At 70.2% G+C, this 20,128-nt stretch carries 17 protein-coding genes; 7 read left to right on the forward strand and 10 right to left on the reverse strand.

Going from position 1 to position 20,128, the window contains the following annotated elements; genetic code table 11:
• Positions 1-4 precede the first annotated feature (4 nt).
• Positions 5-349: a nitroreductase family deazaflavin-dependent oxidoreductase gene (locus ASD23_RS18950; RefSeq protein WP_056005206.1), complete on the reverse strand. Its 345-nt coding sequence runs from the start codon at positions 347-349 to the stop codon at positions 5-7.
• Positions 350-568: 219 nt separating this feature from the next.
• Between ASD23_RS18950 and ectB the strand changes: the two genes are divergently transcribed.
• The 4 genes from ectB (at position 569) to ASD23_RS01285 (ending at position 4,031) form a co-directional block, all read left to right on the forward strand.
• Complete coding sequence (gene ectB / locus ASD23_RS01270) at positions 569-1,843, forward strand: diaminobutyrate--2-oxoglutarate transaminase (RefSeq protein WP_056005209.1); 1,275 nt, start codon at positions 569-571, stop codon at positions 1,841-1,843.
• A 38-nt stretch (positions 1,844-1,881) separates the two neighbouring features.
• On the forward strand, positions 1,882-2,664 hold the full coding sequence (locus tag ASD23_RS01275; protein ID WP_056005212.1) for a DsbA family protein: 783 nt from the start codon (positions 1,882-1,884) through the stop codon (positions 2,662-2,664).
• A 231-nt stretch (positions 2,665-2,895) separates the two neighbouring features.
• Positions 2,896-3,324, forward strand: a complete 429-nt coding sequence (locus ASD23_RS19025) for a hypothetical protein (RefSeq protein WP_056005215.1) — start codon at positions 2,896-2,898, stop codon at positions 3,322-3,324.
• On the forward strand, positions 3,321-4,031 hold the full coding sequence (locus ASD23_RS01285) for a GntR family transcriptional regulator (protein WP_200941660.1): 711 nt from the start codon (positions 3,321-3,323) through the stop codon (positions 4,029-4,031). Before ASD23_RS19025 ends, ASD23_RS01285 begins: the two co-directional genes overlap by 4 nt.
• Positions 4,032-4,046: 15 nt before the next feature.
• On the opposite strand, the gene ASD23_RS01290 is transcribed toward ASD23_RS01285, so the two are convergent.
• Genes ASD23_RS01290 through ASD23_RS01315 form a run of 6 tightly spaced genes read right to left on the reverse strand, consistent with a single transcriptional unit; the run spans position 4,047 to position 12,285 of the window.
• The gene (locus ASD23_RS01290) at positions 4,047-5,312 is read right to left on the reverse strand and encodes a flavin-dependent oxidoreductase (RefSeq protein WP_056005221.1); all 1,266 of its coding nucleotides are present in this window, start codon (positions 5,310-5,312) and stop codon (positions 4,047-4,049) included.
• Positions 5,313-5,357: 45 nt separating this feature from the next.
• Positions 5,358-7,091, reverse strand: a complete 1,734-nt coding sequence (locus ASD23_RS01295) for a dipeptide ABC transporter ATP-binding protein (protein WP_056005224.1) — start codon at positions 7,089-7,091, stop codon at positions 5,358-5,360.
• On the reverse strand, positions 7,088-7,948 hold the full coding sequence (locus ASD23_RS01300; protein ID WP_056005227.1) for an ABC transporter permease: 861 nt from the start codon (positions 7,946-7,948) through the stop codon (positions 7,088-7,090). The genes ASD23_RS01295 and ASD23_RS01300 overlap by 4 nt, the downstream gene beginning before the upstream one ends.
• Entirely contained in the window at positions 7,945-8,901 is a 957-nt protein-coding gene (locus tag ASD23_RS01305; RefSeq protein WP_056005230.1) for an ABC transporter permease, read from the reverse strand. The genes ASD23_RS01300 and ASD23_RS01305 overlap by 4 nt, the downstream gene beginning before the upstream one ends.
• A gap of 48 nt (positions 8,902-8,949) precedes the next feature.
• On the reverse strand, positions 8,950-10,608 hold the full coding sequence (locus tag ASD23_RS01310; protein WP_056005233.1) for an ABC transporter substrate-binding protein: 1,659 nt from the start codon (positions 10,606-10,608) through the stop codon (positions 8,950-8,952).
• 18 nt (positions 10,609-10,626) lie between these two features.
• Complete coding sequence (locus ASD23_RS01315) at positions 10,627-12,285, reverse strand: amidohydrolase (protein ID WP_056005236.1); 1,659 nt, start codon at positions 12,283-12,285, stop codon at positions 10,627-10,629.
• A 262-nt stretch (positions 12,286-12,547) separates the two neighbouring features.
• Here ASD23_RS01315 and ASD23_RS01320 point away from each other — a divergent pair, with 262 nt between their 5' ends.
• Complete coding sequence (locus ASD23_RS01320) at positions 12,548-13,168, forward strand: TetR/AcrR family transcriptional regulator (protein ID WP_235507596.1); 621 nt, start codon at positions 12,548-12,550, stop codon at positions 13,166-13,168.
• A gap of 3 nt (positions 13,169-13,171) precedes the next feature.
• Here the strand turns inward: ASD23_RS01320 and ASD23_RS01325 are convergent, their stop codons facing one another.
• Positions 13,172-14,164 (reverse strand): AraC family transcriptional regulator, encoded by a 993-nt coding sequence (locus ASD23_RS01325; RefSeq protein WP_157376972.1) that lies wholly within the window; start codon positions 14,162-14,164, stop codon positions 13,172-13,174.
• 136 nt (positions 14,165-14,300) lie between these two features.
• On the opposite strand from ASD23_RS01325, the gene ASD23_RS01330 reads away from it, so the two are divergent.
• Positions 14,301-15,143, forward strand: coding sequence for an SDR family oxidoreductase (locus ASD23_RS01330; protein WP_056005245.1), 843 nt, complete (start codon positions 14,301-14,303; stop codon positions 15,141-15,143).
• A gap of 12 nt (positions 15,144-15,155) precedes the next feature.
• Here ASD23_RS01330 and ASD23_RS01335 read toward each other — a convergent pair whose 3' ends face one another.
• Positions 15,156-15,392 (reverse strand): helix-turn-helix domain-containing protein, encoded by a 237-nt coding sequence (locus tag ASD23_RS01335; protein WP_056005248.1) that lies wholly within the window; start codon positions 15,390-15,392, stop codon positions 15,156-15,158.
• Entirely contained in the window at positions 15,392-15,889 is a 498-nt protein-coding gene (locus tag ASD23_RS01340) for a DUF2975 domain-containing protein (RefSeq protein ID WP_056005252.1), read from the reverse strand. Before ASD23_RS01340 ends, ASD23_RS01335 begins: the two co-directional genes overlap by 1 nt.
• A gap of 211 nt (positions 15,890-16,100) precedes the next feature.
• On the opposite strand from ASD23_RS01340, the gene ASD23_RS01345 reads away from it, so the two are divergent.
• A complete protein-coding gene (locus ASD23_RS01345; RefSeq protein ID WP_082571084.1) occupies positions 16,101-19,562 on the forward strand; it encodes a glycosyl hydrolase family 95 catalytic domain-containing protein in 3,462 nt (1,153 codons plus the stop codon).
• The last annotated feature ends 566 nt before the right edge of the window (positions 19,563-20,128 follow it).

The raw sequence follows: 20,128 nt of genomic DNA on the forward strand, positions 1-20,128 counted from the left end.
GCCGTCATCGATCGGGTACGACGTCTCGTGGTTCGGCTGCCCCGTTCGCCCGAGTGAGCACGATCGCAGCGGGAAAACGCCCGACGACCCTGCGGAACGCTGGTTTCGACAGCGCCGCCGCCTCCGCGGGCTCGACCAGCCGGGGGCCGGTCGCTCGATGCTCGCGCCCCTTCCACGCGATCGTCGCTTCGCCTGCGACGAGCACGTTGCGGGCCCAGTTGGTCTTGGCTCCCCACGGCAGGCCGATGAGGAAGAGGCTCTCCGACACGGTCGGCACGAGCGCGATGGGCGTCGCGTACGCGGTGCCGCTGCGACGTCCGCGATGGTGGATGATCCCCCAGAGAGGCATCCATCGATGCCCGGCGAGCGCCCGGGCGAGCGGTTCGCTCGCCCGCACCGCCCACCGGGGCGGCCCTTTCCTGCGGCCGGAATCGCTCACGACCCCAGCATCCGCTCTCCGGGCGGATTCCGCACCCGCGATCTCCGCGCCCTGCCGCCGCACCGGTCGCCCAGCCGGACGATCTAGGCTCGAAGCACCGTCACCGAACTGCAGAAGGAGCATGCCGCCATGAGCGACGCCGCGAACCTCGACGTCTTCGACCGCCGCGAGTCGGAGGTGCGCGGATACGTCCGCGCGTTCCCCACGGTCTTCGACCGTGCGAGCGGCTCCACCCTCGTCGATGCAGACGGCCGCGAGTACCTCGACTTCTTCGCCGGTGCCGGCGTCTTGAACTACGGACACAACAACCCCGTGTTCACCCGCGCGCTCATCGAGTACCTCGAGCGCGACGGCATCATCCACGGCCTCGACATGGCCACCTCGGCCAAGCGCTCGTTCATCGAGGCGTTCGAGCAGTACGTGCTCGAGCCCCGCGGGCTCGACCACAAGCTGCAGTTCACCGGGCCGACCGGCGCCAACGCCGTCGAGGCGGCCCTGAAGGTCGCGCGCCAGGCCACCGGCCGCACCAACGTCGTCGCGTTCACGAACGGGTTCCACGGGCTGAGCGTCGGCGCCCTCGCCGCGACCGGCAACAGCACCTACCGCGAGGCCGCGGGCATGCCGCTCGACAACGTCACGCGCCTGCCGTTCGACGGGTACCTCGGGTCGAAGATCGACACGCTCGACCTGTTCGAGAAGATGCTCGACGACCCGGGATCCGGCCTCGACCTGCCCGCGGCCGTCATCGTCGAGGCCGTGCAGGGTGAGGGCGGCATCAACGTCGCGAGCGTGCCGTGGCTCCAGCGGCTGCGCGCCCTGACCGCCGACCGGGGCATCCTGCTCATCCTCGACGAAATCCAGGCGGGCGTCGGCCGCACCGGCACGTTCTTCGCCTTCGAGGCCGCGGGCATCGTGCCCGACATCGTGACCGTGTCGAAGTCGATCTCGGGCTCCGGCCTGCCGATGTCGCTCGTGCTGCTGCGCCCCGAGGTCGACGTCTGGAAGCCCGGCGCCCACACGGGCACGTTCCGTGGCAACAACCTCGCCTTCGTCTCGGCGCGCGTCGCCCTCGAGACCTACTGGGCCGACGCCGCATTCACCGACGGTGTGGCGGCGAAGTCGGCGCTGCTGCGGGCGGAACTCGACGCCATCGCTGCCGAGCGCCCCGAGCTCGGTCTCGCCCCGCGCGGCCGAGGTCTGATGTACGGCCTCGCCTGCGACGGCGACCGCACGCTCGCCGGCCGCATCTCGAAGGAGGCCTTCACGCGCGGACTCGTCATCGAGACCTCGGGTGCGTTCGACGAGGTGCTGAAGTTCCTGCCCGCGCTCACGATCACCGAAGACGAGCTGCGCGCCGGCCTCGCGATCGTGCGCGAGAGCATCGACGCGGTGCTCGCAGCCTGACAGCCCGGTCTGGGATTCAACATGTATCCTAGGCCGCGATGTCGAACTCCCCTGCACCGAAGCCAGTCCACCCGCTCGCGCGCAAGCTCCGCCTCGCGCGCATCCTGAACGTCGTGCTCGGCGCCGTGACGGCGTTCCTGCTCGTCGTCGTGATCGCGCAGTCGGTGCCGAATGCCGGGCAGGCTGCAGCCGGCGGCGGCGCGACGCAGACACCCGCGGCCGGCGAAGCGGGCGCGGGCGAGAACACGGCCGGCTCGGGCGCCGGCTCCGAGCTCGCGAAGCGAGACCCGAACGACCCCCTCGCGATCGGCGATGTCGACGCCCCCGTCGTGCTCGTCGAGTGGGCCGACTTCCGCTGCCCCTTCTGCGCGGTCGTCACGAACCAGACCCTGCCGACGATCTTCGAGGAGTACGTCGAGCAGGGCCTCGTGCGGTACGAGTTCCGCGACGTCGCATTCTTCGGCGACGAGTCGGTCGACGCCGCTGTCGCGGCGCGGGCCGCCGGCGAGCAGGGCAGGTTCCCCGAGTACCTCGAGGCCGTCTTCGCCGCCGCGCCCGAGAAGGGCCACCCCGACATGCCGCGCGAGAAGCTCGTAGGCTTCGCCGCCGAGGCCGGCGTGCCCGACCTCGCGAAGTTCGAGCAGGACCTCGATCGCGCCGACCTCCGCGATGCCGTGCTCGCCAGCACGGCGGAGGCGCAGAAGCTCGGCGTCACGAGCGTGCCGTTCTTCGTCGCCGGCGACCAGGCGATCGCCGGTGCGCAGGCGATCGAGAACTTCCGCGCCCTCCTCGACGAGCAGCTGGCCGCGGCGGGCGAGTGATCGACCTCGGGCTCGCGGGGGCCCTCGTCGGAGGCATCCTCACCCTGCTGAGCCCGTGCTCGGTGATGCTGCTGCCGGCGTTCTTCGCCTACGCCTTCACGAGTCCGAGCCGGTTGATCGCCCGCACCGGCGTCTTCTACCTCGGCCTCATTACGACGCTCGTGCCGATCGGCGTGCTCGCCGGCACCGTCGGCGCTTTCGTCAGCACGAACCGCACGCTACGGCGGCATCGTGCTCGCCGTCTTCGCCCTCGGCATGACCGTGCCGCTCTTCGTGCTGGCCTTCGCGTGGTCGCGGTCGCCGCGGCTCCGCGGCCTGCTGCGCCCCCGCACGGTGCGCATCGGTCGGTGGACCAACACGTGGACGCAGGTCGTCGGCGGCCTGCTCGGCATCGGCATCGGCGTGCTGCTCATCGTCACCGAGGGCACCGCCTCGCTCGGCGGCGTGCTCGGCGCCTCGCAGCAGTTCGCGGTCGAGAGCTGGGTGCTCGAACGAACCGCCGGGGTCTCCGACCTCGTCGTCGCGGGTGTCGCGATCGCCGCACTGGCGGCCGCCTGGGGCATCCACCGGTGGCGGCGCGGCACGGCACGACGAGCGGATGCCTCGCGCCACGGCTCCCCCGAGGCATCCGTGGCCGCGCCTGAAGGAGACGCCTCGTGACGCTCCCCGCGCACGAGACCGGGGCAGCGGATGCACCGGCGCCGACGCCGCGCCATGATGGTGGGATGCCGACCGTCGACAGCGCAGCAGAGCGCGCCCGCATCGCGATACGCGCCGGGATACTCGACGGCACCCACCGGCCCGACACGATGCTCAGCGAGAACGAGCTCGCCGCCGAGCTCGGCATGAGCCGCACCCCCGTGCGGGCGGCGCTCTCTCGCCTCCAGGACGAGGGCTGGATCACGATCTACCCGAAGCGCGGCGCGCTCGTGCGCTCGCTCAGCGACGGGGAGATCGCCGACCTCGCCGATGCGCGCCTCATCCTCGAGTCCGCCGGCGTGCATCGGGCCGGCACCGCGGCCCGTCGCGCGCTCGCCGACCGGCTCGAGCCCGGCCTCGACGCGCAGCGCGCCGCCCTCGAAGCGCGCGACCTCGACGGCTTCGTCACGCTGACGATCGCGTTCCACCGCTCGTTCGTCGAGGCGGGGGGCAATCGCACCCTCGCCGAGATCGGCGACCGGCTCACGGCACGGCAGCGCCTGCTGCTGAGCGCCCACCGCGATGCGCTCTTCGAGCGATCCGACCAGGTCATCGACGAGCATCGCGCCCTCATCGAGCGGCTGCGCGCCGACGACCCTGCCGGCTTCGCCGAGGCCCTGCGCACCCACCTCATGGAGACGCACGGCCCCGAACTCGGCCCGATCTGACCGGCAATCCCGCCCTCAGTCGTCTTCGGGCACCGGCACCGTGAGGCTCGCCCGCTCGTTCAGCAGCTCTGGCACGAATCCCGCCGCCTCCTTGTACCGGTTCGCGATCTCGGCGCGCTCAGCGTAGGGCACGACGAGTTCGATGTCGCCGAATCCGCCGGGAGCACGCTCGTAGGCAAGCTGCATGACCTGTTCCGGCCCCATCGACCGGTTGCTGAGCGTGATGGCCGTCGTGCGCGGACGGCGCTCGTCCTCGTAGGCGCCGAGCGCCGCCTCGACGGAGTCGATCGTTCCGAGCTGGAAGGCGAGGGTGCGGGCGTCGATGATCGCCTGCGACGCGCCGTTCGAGCCGATCGGGTACATCGCATGCGCGGAATCGCCGAGGAGGGTCTGCGAACCGAACGTCCAGCGCGGGATCGGATCGCGGTCGACCATCGGGTACTCGAGGATCTCGTCGGCGGCGCGGATGACGGTCGGCACGTCGAGCCAGCCGAAGTCCCAGTCGGCGAACCGGCCGAGCACGGCGCTCGGGTCGGCGCCGCGGTTCCAGTCGCTCGCGCCCGGCTCGGGGTCGTCGGATCGGTACTCGGCGATGAAGTTCACCGTCTGCAGTCCGTCATCGCCGACCTCGGACAGCGGGTAGGCCACGAATTTCTGCATCGCGTCGCCCGCCATGATCATCGTGAGCCCGTCGAGGTACGGCCGCACCCGCGCGGTGCCGCGCCAGAGGATCAGTCCGTTCCACACCGGCGCACCCTCGTCGGGGTAGTGCTGGCGGCGGAGCGCGCTGTGGATGCCGTCGGCGCCGATCACCACGTCGGCCGTCACGCGAGTGCCGGCGCCCGGACCGCCGAGCACCGCGACACTCGTGCGCGCGCCCTCGCTGCGGGCATCGCCGACCGGGCTGCCGAGGCGGATCGCGTCGGCGCCGAGGCGCTCGAGCACGGCGTCGCGCAGCATGAGCTGCAGACGCCCCCGGTGCACGGAGTACTGCGACCAGTGGTAGCCCGCGGCACGCCCGCGCGGCTCGGTCCAGATCTGCTGGCCGTGGCGGTTGAAGTACGACAGGGTGCTCGTGGCCACGCCGAGCCCGGCGAGCCGGTCGCCGAGACCGAGCTCGGTGAGTTCGCGCACGGCGTGCGGCAACAGGTTGATGCCGACGCCGAGCGGCCGGATCTCCGGCACAGACTCGTACAGGGTCACGTCGTCGATGCCCGCCGCGTGCAGCGAGAGCGCCGTCGTCAGGCCGCCGATGCCGGCGCCCGCGATGAGGACGTTCATGTGGTGGATCTCCAGTTCGATGGTTCGATTCGACAGGGCGAGCGCTCAGTTCTGCGGCGCGGCGTCCTCGAGTTCACCGGCCTCCGCGGCCACGGCGTCGAGGTTCCACTCGGGTCGCGGCACGGAGTCGATGAGCAGTCGCGTGTAGGGATGCTGCGGGTTGCCGAGCAGTTCGACGGTGCGGCCGCGCTCGACGATCGCACCGGTCTTCATGACGACCGTCTCGTCGCACAGGCGGCGCACGACGGCGAGGTCATGACTGATGAAGAGCACGGTGAGGCCGCGCTCACGGCGGATCTCCTCGACGAGGGAGAGCACCTGCGCCTGCACCGACACGTCGAGCGCGCTCGTCGCCTCGTCCATCACGAGCACGTCGGGCTCGATCGCGAGCGCCCGGGCGAGTGCGACGCGCTGCCGCTGTCCGCCCGAGAGGGTTCGCGGGCGCGCCTGGGCGTGCACGTCGCCGAGGCCGACCTGCTCGAGCAGTTCGAGCACGCGCTCGCGGGCATCCGTCGTGCTGAGGCGCCGGTGCAGTCGCATCGCGTCCTCGATCGCCTTGCCGGCGGTGATGCGCGGGTCGAGCGAGAGGTACGGGTCCTGGAAGACCATCTGCACTGAACGGGCGTGCTCGAGCCGCTCGACGCGCGAGCTCGGCACCGAGGTGCGCTCGCGTCCGGCGATGCGGATGTCGCCGGCATCCGCCTGCTCGAGGCCCACGATCATGCGGGCGAACGTCGACTTGCCCGAGCCCGATTCGCCGACGACGCCGAGGGCGCCGCCCCGTGGGATCTCGATCGAGGCGTCGATGACTGCGTGCACCGGCTCCTTGCCCCGGCGCGTGTACGTCTTCGAGATGCCGGTCGCCGAGAGCATCGGCTCGGTCGCAGGCACCGCGACCGTCGACGAAGCGGATGCCGCCCCGCCGGTCGACGCCGCAACCGCAGCGTCCGGGATCGTCGACGCCGCGGCATCCGTGCCCGCATCGGTGGGCGTCGACGAGTCGCGGACGACGATCGTCGGCGTCGCGGCGACGAGTCGCTTGGTGTACGCCGCCTGCGGGTTGCGGAACACCTGACGTGCATCGCCCTGCTCCTCGACCCTGCCGGCACTCATGACGTAGACGCGATCGCAGATCGCGGCGGCGAGGTTCAGGTCGTGGGTGATGAAGAGCATGCCCATGCCGCGGCTCGCCCGCTGCTCGGCGAGCACGCCGATGATCTCGGCCTGCGTCGTGACGTCGAGCGCGGTGGTCGGCTCGTCGCAGATGAGCAGCCGCGGCGAGCTCGTGAGCGCGCCGGCGATCATGACGCGCTGCAGCATGCCGCCCGAGAGCTCGTGCGGGTACTGATGCAGGTGCTCTTCGGGTCGCGGCAGGCGCACCGCCTCCATGAGCGAGATGGCGACGGCTCTCGCGTCGGCCGCCGAGCGGCCCTCGCAGAGTCGCATCGTCTCGGTGAGGTGGTCGCCGACCGTGCGCATCGGGTTGATGCCCGCCCGAGGGTCCTGGAAGATCATCGACGCACGGGTGCGGCGCAGCTCGAGCAGTTGCCGGCGGCTCGCGTCGAGCACCGACTGGTCGAGCAACTGCACCGAGCCGCCCATGGTCGCGCGGCTCGGCAGGAGCCCCAGGACCGAGCGGGCCGTGAGCGACTTGCCCGAGCCCGACTCGCCGACGAGGCCGACGGTCTCCCCTTCGGCGACGGTGAGGCTGATGCCGTCGAGCAATCGCTTGCCGTTCGGCAGGTCGAGCGTGAGCTCGGAGATGTCGAGGAGTGTCATGCGGGGATCTCGCCTCCGATGCGGTCCGAGAGTTCCTCGCCGATCACGTTGACCGCGACGACGACGAGCACGATCGCGACCGCTGGCACGAGTGCGGGAAGGAAGTAGCCGCCGATGAGGCCGGACTGCGCCTCGTTGACCATCGCACCCCAGTCGGCCGTGGGCGCCTGGACGCCGAGACCGAGGAACGAGAGGGCCGCGAGCTCGGCGAGCACGTAGCCGAAGTTCAGGGTCGACTGGGCGCCGACGATCGGCATCACGTTGGGGAGCACTCGGCGCAGCGCGATGAATCCGCCGCCGAAGCCCTGCACGCGATACGCGGCGACGTAGGGTCGCGAGCGCTCCGAGGCGATGAGCGACCGGGTCAGGCGCGCGACGAACGGGGCGTACGCGATGCTCATCGCGACGACCGGGGCCACGAGGCCCTTGCCGAAGAGCGCGACCGCCATGATCGCGAGGAGCAGCGCCGGGAAGGCGAAGATCACGTCGAAGATGCGGCCGAGCACGGAGTCGATCCAGCCGCCGCGCCAGCCGGCGAGCAGGCCGAGCAGCATGCCGACGACCGTCGAGAAGATCACGACGAGCAGCGGCGCGAGGAGCGCGGTGCGCGCTCCGTACATCATGCGGCTGAGGGTGTCGCGGCCGAGCGCGTCGGTGCCGAGCCAGTGCGCCGGGCTCGGCTCGGCCTGGATGTTCAGCAGGTCGACCTGGTTCGGCGGATACGGGGCGAGGAACGACGCGAAGATCGCGGCGATCGTCACCGCGCCGAGGAACACGGCGCTGATGAGGAACGTGGTGCTCGAGCGCCGCGCGCGGGGCGAGCGCAACACCTTCATGGCCATGGTGGGGGTCGTCATCGGGCACCAGCTCCTGCGGCGGCTCGGGGGTCGATCCACGGTTCGAGGACGTCGATGATCGCGTTCACCACGACGAACGCCGTGACGATGAGCAGCACGATCGCCTGCACGACCGGGAAGTCGAGACGGTCGACCGATGCCACGAGGAGCGAGCCGATGCCGGCGAGGCCGAACGCCGCCTCGACGATCGAGCTCGCGACGAGCAGGCCCGCCACGAGCACGCCGCTGACGGTGAGGATCGGGCCGATCGAGTTGCGGAAGACGTGACGACGGATGACGGTGCCGCGCTTCAGACCGCGGCTGGTCGCCACCTCGACGTGCTCGCGTCCGAGCTGCTCGACCATGGAGGAACGGGTGACCTTGCCGACGAGCACGACGAACACGATCGCGAGCGCGATCGACGGCAGCACGAGGTGGTAGATCGTGTCCCAGAAGCCCTCGCCCGACCCGAACGACGGGAACCAGCCGAGCTGCACCGCGAAGATCGCGATCAGCACGATGGAGCCGACGAACGACGGGATGGCCCCGAGCACGGTGAGGCCGATGAGCACGGCCCGGTCGAGCACCTTGCCGCGGTTCAGGGATGCCACGATGCCGGCCGTGAGGCCGACGATCGCGATCATCGTGCCCGCCATGACGACGAGGCCGAGGGTCACGGGCAGGCGATCGCCGATCACCTGCGAGACATCCTGCCGGTACTGCAGCGAGCGACCGAAGTCGCCCTGCAGCACGCCGGTCAGCCAGTTCAGGTACTGCTGCCAGGGCGGCAGGTCGAGCCCGTACTGCGCGGTGACCTGGGCCACGGCCTCGGGGCTGGGCTTCCGTCCGCGCAGCAGGAAGCTGACCGGGTCACCCGGCACGAGGAACCGCGAGAAGAAGACGAGCAGTGATGCGAGGAAGAGCGTGAGGAGCAGGGCGCCGAGCTTGCCCGCCACCCGGCGGAGCGTGGTCATCGGGTGACCGCCGCTCCGCCGAGGTGGACGAGGCTGCGCCCGTCGGTGCTAGCGTGCGCCAATGGTTGCTGCCCAGGGGTAGTACATGAAGGCGATCGACGGCGAGACACCGGTGATGCGTTCGCCCATGAAGAGCGTCACGGGAGCCTCGAACATCGGCAGCCACGGAAGTTCCTCGTTGGCGATCTGCTGCGCTTCAGCGGTCTTCTCCGAGCGCTCGGCGGGGTCCTGGATCGCGAGCGCCTCATTCACGACGGCGTCGAACTCGGGGTTCGACCATCCGCCGTAGTTGCTGAACTCGTCGGTGCGCAGCACGCTGTACATCTCGAGCGGGTCGGGGCTCGAGAGGTACCACGAGGTGTAGAACAGGTCGACGCCCTCGCGAGCCGTCGGGTCGGAGAACAGCGCGGTGTACGCGTTCGGCGTGACGGTCTCGATGTTGACCGTGAGGCCGATCGACTCCGCCGCTGCAGCAGTGGCCTGCGCGTAGACGTTGAAGTCGCTGCTGATCGGGGCGGTCACGTAGGTGAGCTCCGCGCCCGTCGCCCCTGCTTCCTCGACGAGCTTCTTCGCTGCTTCGACGTCGTAGGGGTACTCCTCGACGTCGCCGAAGGCCGTGGCGATCGCCGCATCGCTCGCCCCGTCCCACACCGACTCGGTCGTCAGCACGTCGGTCGTGGTGCCGTAGCCCTTGACCGCCGCGTCGACGATGCCCTGGCGGTCGAGCGCCATGAGCAGCGCCTGCCGCACGCGCACGTCGCCCAGCGGGCCGTCGAGATCGGAGATGATCAGGTTGTTGACCGCGGTGTTCAGGCCGAAGAGCATGTCGCCCTGGTCGGAGTCGAGCAGCTGCGGCACTGCGTCGGCCGGAATCATCCAGCCGCCGTCGACCTCGCCCGACTTCAGGGCGTTGGTGCGCGCGTTGGCGTCGTTCATGAAGATGAACTTCACCTCGGCGGAGCGAGCGGTGAGCTCGGGGTCCCAGTAGCCGTCGTAGCGCTCGAGGGTGATGGACTCGCCCGACTGCCACTCGCCGAAGCTGAACGGGCCGGTGCAGTTCACGCCGCCGGTCGAGTTGCCGTAGTCGGCGCCCTTGTCGGCCAGCGTCGCAGCGGACTCGATGACACCGGCGGAGCCGCCCATGCCGAGGTTGAACTGCGAGTCGGGGCCGGTCATCGTGACGGTGACCTGCATGTCGCCGGTCTGCTCGATCGAGGCCACGTTCTGGTACGTCGAGTACCACGACGATCCCACGGCGGGGTCGAGGTGGCGGTTCATCGATGCCACGGCGTCGGCCGCGGTCAGCGGGGTGCCGTCGTGGAAGGTCACGCCCTCGCGGATCTCGTAGACCCAGGTCTCGGGCGTCGGGTGCGCGACCGACTCCGCCAGGCCCGGGGAGAGGGTCCAGTCGGGGTTCAGGCGCATGAGCGACTCGCAGACGTTGGCGAGCACCATGTTGTCGGCGTAGTCGAACGCGTATGCGTAGTCGAGCGAGTAGGGCTCGGCGTAGTTCGCCCACGTGAACGACTCGAGGTCACCCGAGGGTGCATCGGTCGTCGACGTGAGCTCCCACTCCGCGGGCTGGGCCTTCTCGGGTTCGGCGCCGGAGCAGCCGGTCAGGACGAGTGCTGCTCCCAGCCCGGCGGCGATGATCGACGCGATGCGACGACCGGTGCCTCGGGAGGGCATGACGGGGGACGGGGACATGATTGCGGCTCCTCTTGGTCAGGCAGTGCGGGTGAAGGCGGACGTGCCCTCGATCCAGGTGGAGGTCACCGTCGCGCGGTGGATCTCCTCCTGGGGGAGGCTGAAGGGGTTCGGCTCGAGCACGACGAGGTTGGCGAGGTAGCCCTCGCGGATGTATCCCGTGTCGTGGTCGCGGTGGTTCACGTAGGCGGTGCCCGAGGTGTAGGCCGCCATCGCCGTCTCGAGGTCGAGACGCTGGTGCTCGCCGCCGAGCGGCTCGTAGTCGAGCCCTGGGGCGATGCGGTTGACGGCGATGTGGATCGCGTCCATCGGGTCGGCACTCGACACGGGCCAGTCGCTGCCCGCCGCGAGGCGCGCACCGCCGCGGACGAGGTCGCCGAACGGATACTGGCGGGCCTCGGCGCCGTCCTGGAGGAACGGCAGCGTGAGGTCGTCGATCTGGTCTTCGTGCGTTGCCCAGAGCGCCTGCAGGTTCGCGACCGCGTCGAGCGGCGCGAAGCGGGCGGTCTCCGACTCCTCGACGATCTGGAGGTGCGCGAGGTGGTGGCGGCCGTCGGTCGGGCCGTTGGCCGCGCGTGCCGCCTCGATCGCGTCGAGGGCCTCGCGCACGGCGCGGTCGCCGAGTGCGTGGAAGTGCACCTGCATGCCGGCGGCGTCGAGCTCGGTCACGACCTGCTTCAGGAAGGCCGGGTCGACGAACGAGAGCCCTGTGTTGTCGGTGTCATGGCCGTGGCTGTCGCGGTAGGGCGTGAGCATCGCGGCGGTCTGGTTCTCGGCGACGCCGTCGACCATGATCTTGGTGGTGCCGAGCGAGTAGCGCGCGGTCGTGCCGGCGGCGAGGAGTTCGTCGCGACGAGCGACCATCCGCTCGACCTGCTCGATGCCGCCGTCGCGCTCCCACCACTGGGCTCCCACGACGTGCACGCGCAGCGTGCCCTCGGCGACCGCGCGGCGGTAGATGTCGTCGACGCTCTCGATGCCCGAGATGCTGCCGATCATGGCGTCCTGCCAGCCGGTGATGCCGAGTGCGAGCAGCTCGTCCTGGGCACGCAACAGGCCCGCGTAGGCGAAGTCGGCGTCGACGCCCGGGCGCACGTGGTCGAACAGGTGCTCCGCGCCCTCGTGGAACGTGCCGGCGGGGAAGCCGTCGGCCTCGCGCTCGATGCGGCCGTCGACGGGGTCGGGGGTGGCGGCGTCGAGGCCGGCAAGCGTGATGGCGGCGGTGTTTGCCCACACGCTGTGGTGGTCGCGGCTCGAGAGCGCGACGGGGCGGTCGGGCACGACCGCGTCGAGCAGCGCACGCACCGGCGCTCCCCCGGGGTAGTGGTCCATCGACCAGCCTCCGCCGAGGATCCATGCCTCGTCGGGGTTCGCATCGGCGTAGGCCTTCACCGTGGCGACGGCCTCTTCGGCGCTCTCCGCCTCGGTGAGGTTGCACATGAGCAGCTCGACGCCGGCGCCGATCGGATGCACGTGCGCGTCTTGGAAGCCGGGGCTCAGCAACGCCCCGTCGAGCTGGATGACCCGCGTCCCCTCGCCGATGAGCGCAGACGCCTCGGCCTCGGGGACGACCGCTGTGATGCGATCGCCGGTGACGGCCACGGCGTGACCCTGAATTGGACGGCCGGTTCCAGTGAACACGGCCGCTCCGGTGAACAGCACATCGGCAGCTGACACGTCGCCCTCGCTTCCTCGTCGAACGGTTGGTGAAGGTGACGCTAGCGACGCCCAGCACCGCTGTCAACTGTGTTGACAACATTGTGCTCGCATTCGTTATGCTGACGATGTCAACCGCGGCCCAGACGCTTCCGTCCGCCGGGACGTGACACGATGAGACTTCGAACGAGGAGGAGGAGGCGATTTGACAGCGACAGGCTCCAACCGTGGCGGTGCCACCCGCGCATCGACCGGCCGGGCTCGCCTCGACCGCGAATCCATCGTGGCCGCAGGCCTCGAACTGGCCGCGACCTCCGCGACCCCCACGATCTCGGTACGCGAGCTCGGCACCCAGCTCGGTGCCGACCCCACGGCGATCTACCGGCACTTCCGCAGCAAGGAGCAGCTGATGGAGGCGCTCCTCGACGAGTTGACCCTGCGCAGCGTCGCCGCCGTCACTGCGGAGAAGGCCGAGTGGCGCGAACGACTGCGGCAGCTCTCACGCGCGACCCTGGCCCACTACTCAGCGCACCCGGCCATCGGGGCCGAGGCCATCGTGCTCACGACTCACGGACCGGGCGAGCTCGAGGCCATCGAGATCATGCTCGAGGCGTTCGCCGAGGCCGGCCTGGCCGGCGACGACGTGGTGCGGCACTACGCCCTGCTCGCCTCGCACGTGCTCTCGAGCGCCGCCGGCATCGCGCGAGGCCGCGCCGAGCGCGGCGACGGCCCCGAACCGGGCCCCTGGTTCGACGGTCCGATCCTCGCCGACCCGCGCCGGTTCCCGCTGATCACGGCCTTCAACAGCGAGCTCGCCGACCTGAAGGACGAGGACCTCTTCCTGCTCGGGGTCGAGGCCGTCATCCAGTCCGCCGAGTTGACCGTGGCGCGCAACGCGGAATAGGCGTCACGGGGAGGCGGCCGGCGGCGGGCGCAGCGCCGCGATGCCGAACCCGCCTCCTTCGCGACGCACCGCTCCCGGCGTCCAACCGTGGTGCCGCTTGAACGCACGCCCGAACGACGCCTCCGAGGCGTAGCCGACCCGAGTCGAGATCGACGCGATCGAGTCGGTCGTGCTCGCCAGCTCGGCACGCGCCTGCTCGAGACGCCAGGCCGCGAGGTAGCGCATGGGCGGTTCGCCGACGAGCGCCGTGAAGCGCTCGGCGAACGAGGAGCGCGACATGTTCGCCTCCCGCGCGAGTTCGACCAGGGTCCAGTCGTGGTCGAGGCGGGCGTGCATGCGGCCGAGCGCACGCCCGATGTGGGGGTCGCGGAGGGCGGTGAGCCATCCGGTGGCCGACGGCTCCGAGCTCCGCAGCCATGAGCGGAGCACCTGCACGACGAGCACGTCGGCGAGGCTCGTCATGACCGCCTCGCCGCCCGGCTGAATGCTCTCCGCCTCCCGCGCGAGCAGGCGCAGCACGGTCTGAAAGGCTCCCGACTCGCCGTCGTCCCACGCGTCGACCCTGATGAGGGCTGGGAGTTCCTGGATCAACCGCGCCGAGAGCGGGCCGTCGACCTGCAGGGCCGCATACGCGATCTGCGTGCGATCGCCCCCTCCCCCGAAGCGCATGTGCTCGTAGGTGTCGCTCACCTGCTCGACGGGGATCTCGAAGAGCGGCGTGCTCGAGGCATCCGCTGCACTCAGCAGTCGATGGGATGCGCCGCGCGTGACGAGTGCAGCGCTGCCCGCCTCGAGCGAGTGCCGCTCACCGTCGATCTCGAGGACGCATCGGCCGGCGAGCACGACGGGCAGCATCATGAATCCCTCGAGCTCGGGGAACTCCACGCCCCACGGCGCCGTGAGCTCGGCACGGCAGTAGAGCGCGCCGGTGAACCGGAGCAGGTGGAGGCCGTCGCCGAGGTGGTCCTGGGCGACGGGCGTGCGCGGGTTGACCATGCATCCAACGTGCCATGCAACTTGACCGCAGATCCGCAGATCCGGACGATCGGCATACGAATCCGGCCGCATGGCGATTGAACGTCCGGATACTTCGGTCGAAGGTGGACTCACCACCCACCGAAAGGAACCCATCATGTCAACGAACTTCGCCGTCATCGGCTCCACCGGCAAGACCGGCCGCCGCGTCGCCGACCTCCTCGAGGCGGAGGGCTTCGCAGTGCGCCGACTCTCCCGCGGCACGAGCCCGGCGTTCGACTGGGAGCACCCGGAGCGCTGGGCCGACGCCCTGCGGGGTATCGACCGCGTGTACGCGGCCTATGTGCCCGACCTGGCCGCCCCCGGTTCCGAGACGGCGATCGCCCGTCTGGCGGATGTCGCAGCCGACGCGGGTGTCGAGCGCATCGTGCTGCTCTCGGGGCGCGGCGAAGACGGCGCGCGCCGCTGCGAGGACATCCTGCTCGCATCGAGCGTGCCGGCGACGATCGTACGGGCGAGCTGGTTCGCGCAGAACTTCACCGAGGGCATGCTGAGCGACGCGACCGTCACCGGGGTGCTGGCCCTTCCCGCCGCCGACGTTCGGGAGCCGTTCATCGACGTCGACGACGTGGCAGCGGTCGCCGTCGCCGCACTCACCGAGCCCGGAGCGGTGCACGCGAACCGCATCCATGAGGTGACCGGACCGGAGTCGCTGACGTTCGCCGAGGTCGCGGCGATCATGTCGGAGACCACCGGGCGAGAGGTCGCGTACCTGCCGATGGGCTTCGACGAGTTCCACGCCGCAATGGCGGCGGAGGCGGGCGAGGCCGTCGCGACCCTGCTCACCGAGCTCTGCCGCGAGACCTTCGACGGGCGGAACGTGCTCCCCACCGACGGCGTGGTCGCCGCCCTCGGGCGACCGCCGCGCGACGTCCGGTCGGTGCTGCGCGCTGCGGCGACCGCAGCGACGGCGACGGCAGCGGACGGGTCGTCGTCGTAGCCGACACGCCTCTCAGGCGTCGTCGGATGCAGCGGGCCCGGCGTCCTCCTCGACCCACTCGAGCAGGTCGCCGGGCTGGCATCCGAGCACGCGGCACATCGCGTCGAGCGTGGTGAAGCGGACCGCCTTCGCGCGGCCGTTCTTCAGCACGGCCACGTTCGCGGGGGTGAGCCCGATGCGATCGGCGAACTCCCCCACGCTCATCTTGCGCTTCGCGAGCTCGACGTCGATGCGCACGATGATCGGCATCAGATCACGTCCTCGAGGTCGGTACGCAGCAGGGTCGCCTGGCGGAGCAGCGCGCGCATCACGACCATGGTCAGCACGAGTACCGCACCGATCAGCACCATGCCCGTGAGAACCACCGGGATGCCGGGGTCGCGCAGTTCGGGCGTGAAGTAGATGACCGAGACGAAGTAGGCCGAAACTCCCGCCAGCAGCACCCAGGCGACGACCATCGCCCAGACGATGCCGTCGACCCAGGCGAAGGCCTCTTCGCTGAAGATCCGGTCGGACCGGACGAGGCTGAGCAGCCGCCACGTGCAGACGATGACGACCTGGAAGCACAGCACCTCGAGGATCGAGAAGATCAACAGCAGCCACGGGATGAATCCGCTCTCGGGATGCTCGCTCGCCATGTGGGAGAACTGGCCGGGCAGGCTCAGCAGTTGCGCGATCAACAGCCCGACGAAGACGAGCACGAGCAGGACTCGCAGGGGCACGATGACGCGATCGATCGTATGCATGCATCGAGTTTCGTTATTTCTCTATCGATTGTCAATCGACCGGCTCAACCGAGTTCGTGCGCCAGAGCACCCGACGCGTCATATGCCCGCGCCCCCCTGTACATCCGGCCCGTCGTCCGGCAATATGAAGGCGGTGAGAATCAAATAGGATATTTGCTCACTGCATCCCGACAACGACGTCCCGGAGGTCCCATTGATTCTGAACCGTGAAATGCCGCGGCGACGAGCGCTCCAGCTCGGCAGCGTGGCTGCCCTGGCGCCGCTCCTCCCGAACCTGCTGACCGCGCAGTCCGCTTCCGCCGCGGCGATCGCCGGAGTCCGGCGCGCCACCGTCGGAGCACTCGAGCTCCCCGACATCTCCACCAAGTCGCTCTGGTACGGCGTACCGGGCACCGATTGGGCGTCGCAGGCCCTGCCCGTCGGCAACGGCCGCCTCGGCGCCATGCTCTACAGCCACCCCGAGGAAGAGGTCGTGCAGTTCAACGAGCAGAGCCTCTGGGGCGGTGTCAACAACTACGACAACGCCCTCATGGGCCAGTCCGAGACCGCCTTCGACACGAGCATGACCGGCTTCGGCTCCTACCTGAACTTCGGCACCGTGAAGGTCTCGTTCGGTGGACGGCCGACGGTCACGGCACCCGGCGGGCCGTACCAGGACTCGACCTCGAGCCAGACGGTCGCGCAGACGTACGACGGCGACACCAATTCCAAGTGGTGCATCATCGCGCCGCCCGCTCACGTGCTGTGGCAGGCTCAGCTGCCGGCCCCGACGGTCGTGTCGTCCTACAAGTTCACGAGCGCCGCAGACGTGCCGGCTCGCGATCCGCAGAACTGGAGCCTGCTCGGCTCCAACGACGGCACCACTTGGGCGACCCTCGACACGCGCGCGATCCCGCCGTTCGAGCAGCGGTTGCAGACGAAGACCTTCGAGTTCGCGAACACCACGGCCTACCGGTTCTACCGCTTCGACATCCTGCCCATCGCCGGGGTCAGCCACTTCCAGGTGGCCGAGATCAGCCTCGTCGGCGTCGACATGGCCGGCGGCGGACTGGTCTACGCGACCTCCCCCAGCGGCCACTCGGCCGACGCGGGCAGCGACCTCGTGCGCAGCGTCGACGGCGACCCCTCGACCGTCTGGCGGGTCGACGGCGTCGGCTCGGGCGCGAGCTGGCAGCTCGAGCTCCCCACGAAGCAGGCGCTCACCAAGTACGTGCTCACGAGCGCGGCCGACCAGCCCGAGCTCGACCCCCGTGACTGGACGCTCGAGGCGTCGAACGGCGCGAACACCTGGGTCACCCTCGACACGAAGTCCGGCCAGACCTTCGCCGCTCGCGGCGAGGCGAAGGAGTTCGCCTTCGCGAACACGACGACTTACTCGCTGTACCGCCTGACGTTCACCGCGCCCGGCACCCTGCAACTCGCCGGCGTCGCATTCGTCGGCACGGGCTTCGACAGCCGCACTCGACGCGTGATCGCCGACTACCGGCGCGCGCTCGACACCTCCGTCGGCGTACAGGTCACGCAGTTCTCGACGCCCGCGGGCCGCGTGCTGCGCGAGTCCTTCGCGAGCCGCGCCTCCGACGTGGTCGTGCTGCGCTACACGACGGATGCCGCGGCCGGCCTCACCGGCACGATCGACGTCACCTCGGCGCACGCCTCGGCTCCCACCACGGCCGATGGCACCGCGAGACGGCTCGGCTTCCAGGGCACCCTGGGCAACGGCCTCAAGCACGCCGCCACGATCCAGATCGCCGACACCGACGGCGAGGTGGCCGCAGAAGGCGCCTCGCTGAAGTTCACGGGTGCCTCCACGCTCACCCTCGTGCTCGACGCCCGCACGAACTACAAGCTGAGCGCCGCCGACGGCTGGCGGGGGTCCGAGCCGCGGCCCGCCGTCGATGCGGCGATCGCCGCGGCATCCGCTCGCCCGTACGCCGAGCTGCGCAGCGAGCACACGGCGCAGGTCGCCGCGCTCATGTCACGGGCGACGGTGACCTGGGGCGATTCGGATGCCTCGGTGCTGGCGCTGCCGACCAGCGTGCGCCTCGCCCGCTACAAGGCCGGCGGCGACGACCCCACGCTCGAGCAGGCGATGTACGACTACGGCCGCTACCTGCTGGTCAGCTCCTCGCGTCCGGGCGGTCTGCCCGCCAACCTGCAGGGTCTCTGGAACAACAGCAACCAGCCCCCGTGGGCCGCCGACTACCACACCAACATCAACGTGCAGATGAACTACTGGGCGGCCGAGAGCACCGCGCTGCCCGAGTCGCACGAGGCCCTGGTCGGCTTCGTCGAGCAGGTGGCCGTGCCGAGCCGCATCGCGACGAAGAACGCGTTCGGCCAGAACACGCCCGGCTGGACGGCGCGCACCTCGCAGAGCGTGTTCGGCGGCAACGCGTGGGAGTGGAACACCGTCGCGAGCGCCTGGTACGCACTGCACCTCTACGAGCACTACGCATACACGCAGGATCGCGACTACCTGCAGAACGTGGCCTACCCGATCCTCAAGGAGATCTGCGAGTTCTGGGAGCACCGCCTCAAGGAACTGCCCGACGGCACCCTCGTGTCGCCGAACAGCTGGTCGCCCGAGCACGGCCCGCGTGAAGACGGCGTCATGTACGACCAGCAGATCATCTGGGACCTGTTCCAGAACTACCTCGACAGTGCCGACGCCCTCGACATCGACACGGAGTACCGGGCGACCGTCGCCGACCTGCAGTCGCGCCTCGCGCCGAACAAGATCGGCAGCTGGGGCCAGCTGCAGGAGTGGCAGACCGACCGCGACGACCCGAACAGCATCCACCGCCACACCTCGCACCTGTTCGCGGTGTTCCCGGGCCGTCAGATCACGACGCAGACGCCCGAGCTCGCGGCCGCGGCGCTCGTCTCGCTGAAGGCCCGTTGCGGCGAGAAGGCGGGGGTGCCGTTCACGGCCGCCACCGTCTCGGGCGACAGCCGCCAGTCGTGGGCGTGGCCGTGGCGCGCCGCGCTGTTCGCCCGCCTCGGCGATGCGTTCCGCGCTCGCGAGATGGTGCGGGGCCTGCTCAGCTACAACACGCTGACGAACCTGTTCTGCACCGCGTCGGGCGTCTTCCAGATGGATGGCAACTTCGGCATCCCGGCGGCGATCACCGAGATGCTGCTGCAGAGCCACGACGGCAAGATCCGACTCGTTCCGGCCCTGCCCGCCGAGTGGGCCGCCGCCGGTTCGTTCACGGGCCTTCGCGCTCGTGGCGGCTACGCGGTCGACTGCACCTGGGCGAACGGCCAGGTCACGGCCTTCACCGTGACCGCCGACAAGACGACGAACGCGAGCGCCGTCACGGTCGTCGTGAACGGCGCGGAGCAGACCGTCATCCCCGTCGGCGTCACCCCCAACCCGACGCTTGCAGTGGCCGTGACGGTCGAGCCGCGCATCATCGGCGGCAAGGTGGTGCTCTCGGTGAAGGCGACGAACAACGAGGCGGTGCCGGTGGCGCTGACCTTCGAGTCGGCGTACGGCACCAAGTCGTTCGCGTCGATCGCCCCCGGCAAGAACGCGACCCACGCGTTCTCGACGCGCAAGACGAGCGTGCCCGCGGGCGCGGTCACCGTCACGGCGACCGCGACGATCGACGGTGCGCCCGTGACGGCCTCCACCGAGACGGCCTACGCGGCGGCGCCCGCCAACTGATCCCGCCTCTTCACCCTGTTCGACACCAGTTCCGAATGCACGACACCCGTACCAATGCAAGGAGAATCCCCATGAGCAAGACAGCATTCGCCGCACGATGCACCGCGGTCACGATCGGCACCGCACTGCTGGTCGGCGTCGCCGGCATCGCGNATGCAAGGAGAATCCCCATGAGCAAGACAGCATTCGCCGCACGATGCACCGCGGTCACGATCGGCACCGCACTGCTGGTCGGCGTCGCCGGCATCGCGATGGCCGARGAAGGCACCAACGGCGACCACGACGTCGCCGTGAACGTCGCGATCACCGAGATCGCCCAGCCCGGCGTCCTCGCCATGACCGTGGCCGGCACCACCACCGACCTCGTCGAAGACGGCTCCACCGCCACCGTGCGCCAGTTCACCGGTGCACTGCCCACCGTCACCGTCACCGACACCCGCGCCGCCGAGGACATCCCCGCCGACGCCGCCTGGTACGTGCTCGGCAGCTCCACCGACTTCACCGGCAACGCCGGACAGGCCCCGATCAGCGCCGGACACCTGGGCTGGACCCCCGACCTCGTCGAC

This window comes from Agromyces sp. Root1464, assembly GCF_001427265.1.
Classification (GTDB): domain Bacteria; phylum Actinomycetota; class Actinomycetes; order Actinomycetales; family Microbacteriaceae; genus Agromyces; species Agromyces fucosus.

Excerpts from the sequence above, each read along its gene's own strand:
- ASD23_RS01330 (WP_056005245.1), top strand. The coding sequence starts at position 14,301 with ATGTCAACGAACTTCGCCGTCATCGGCTCCACCGGCAAGACCGGCCGC.
- ASD23_RS01345 (WP_082571084.1), top strand. The coding sequence starts at position 16,101 with ATGCCGCGGCGACGAGCGCTCCAGCTCGGCAGCGTGGCTGCCCTGGCG.
- ASD23_RS01335 (WP_056005248.1), bottom strand. The coding sequence starts at position 15,392 with ATGCCGATCATCGTGCGCATCGACGTCGAGCTCGCGAAGCGCAAGATG.
- ASD23_RS01340 (WP_056005252.1), bottom strand. The coding sequence starts at position 15,889 with ATGCATACGATCGATCGCGTCATCGTGCCCCTGCGAGTCCTGCTCGTG.
- ASD23_RS01325 (WP_157376972.1), bottom strand. The coding sequence starts at position 14,164 with ATGGTCAACCCGCGCACGCCCGTCGCCCAGGACCACCTCGGCGACGGC.
- ectB (WP_056005209.1), top strand. The coding sequence starts at position 569 with ATGAGCGACGCCGCGAACCTCGACGTCTTCGACCGCCGCGAGTCGGAG.
- ASD23_RS01275 (WP_056005212.1), top strand. The coding sequence starts at position 1,882 with ATGTCGAACTCCCCTGCACCGAAGCCAGTCCACCCGCTCGCGCGCAAG.
- ASD23_RS01305 (WP_056005230.1), bottom strand. The coding sequence starts at position 8,901 with ATGACCACGCTCCGCCGGGTGGCGGGCAAGCTCGGCGCCCTGCTCCTC.
- ASD23_RS01290 (WP_056005221.1), bottom strand. The coding sequence starts at position 5,312 with ATGAACGTCCTCATCGCGGGCGCCGGCATCGGCGGCCTGACGACGGCG.
- ASD23_RS01295 (WP_056005224.1), bottom strand. The coding sequence starts at position 7,091 with ATGACACTCCTCGACATCTCCGAGCTCACGCTCGACCTGCCGAACGGC.
- ASD23_RS18950 (WP_056005206.1), bottom strand. The coding sequence starts at position 349 with ATGCCTCTCTGGGGGATCATCCACCATCGCGGACGTCGCAGCGGCACC.
- ASD23_RS01300 (WP_056005227.1), bottom strand. The coding sequence starts at position 7,948 with ATGACGACCCCCACCATGGCCATGAAGGTGTTGCGCTCGCCCCGCGCG.
- ASD23_RS01310 (WP_056005233.1), bottom strand. The coding sequence starts at position 10,608 with ATGTCCCCGTCCCCCGTCATGCCCTCCCGAGGCACCGGTCGTCGCATC.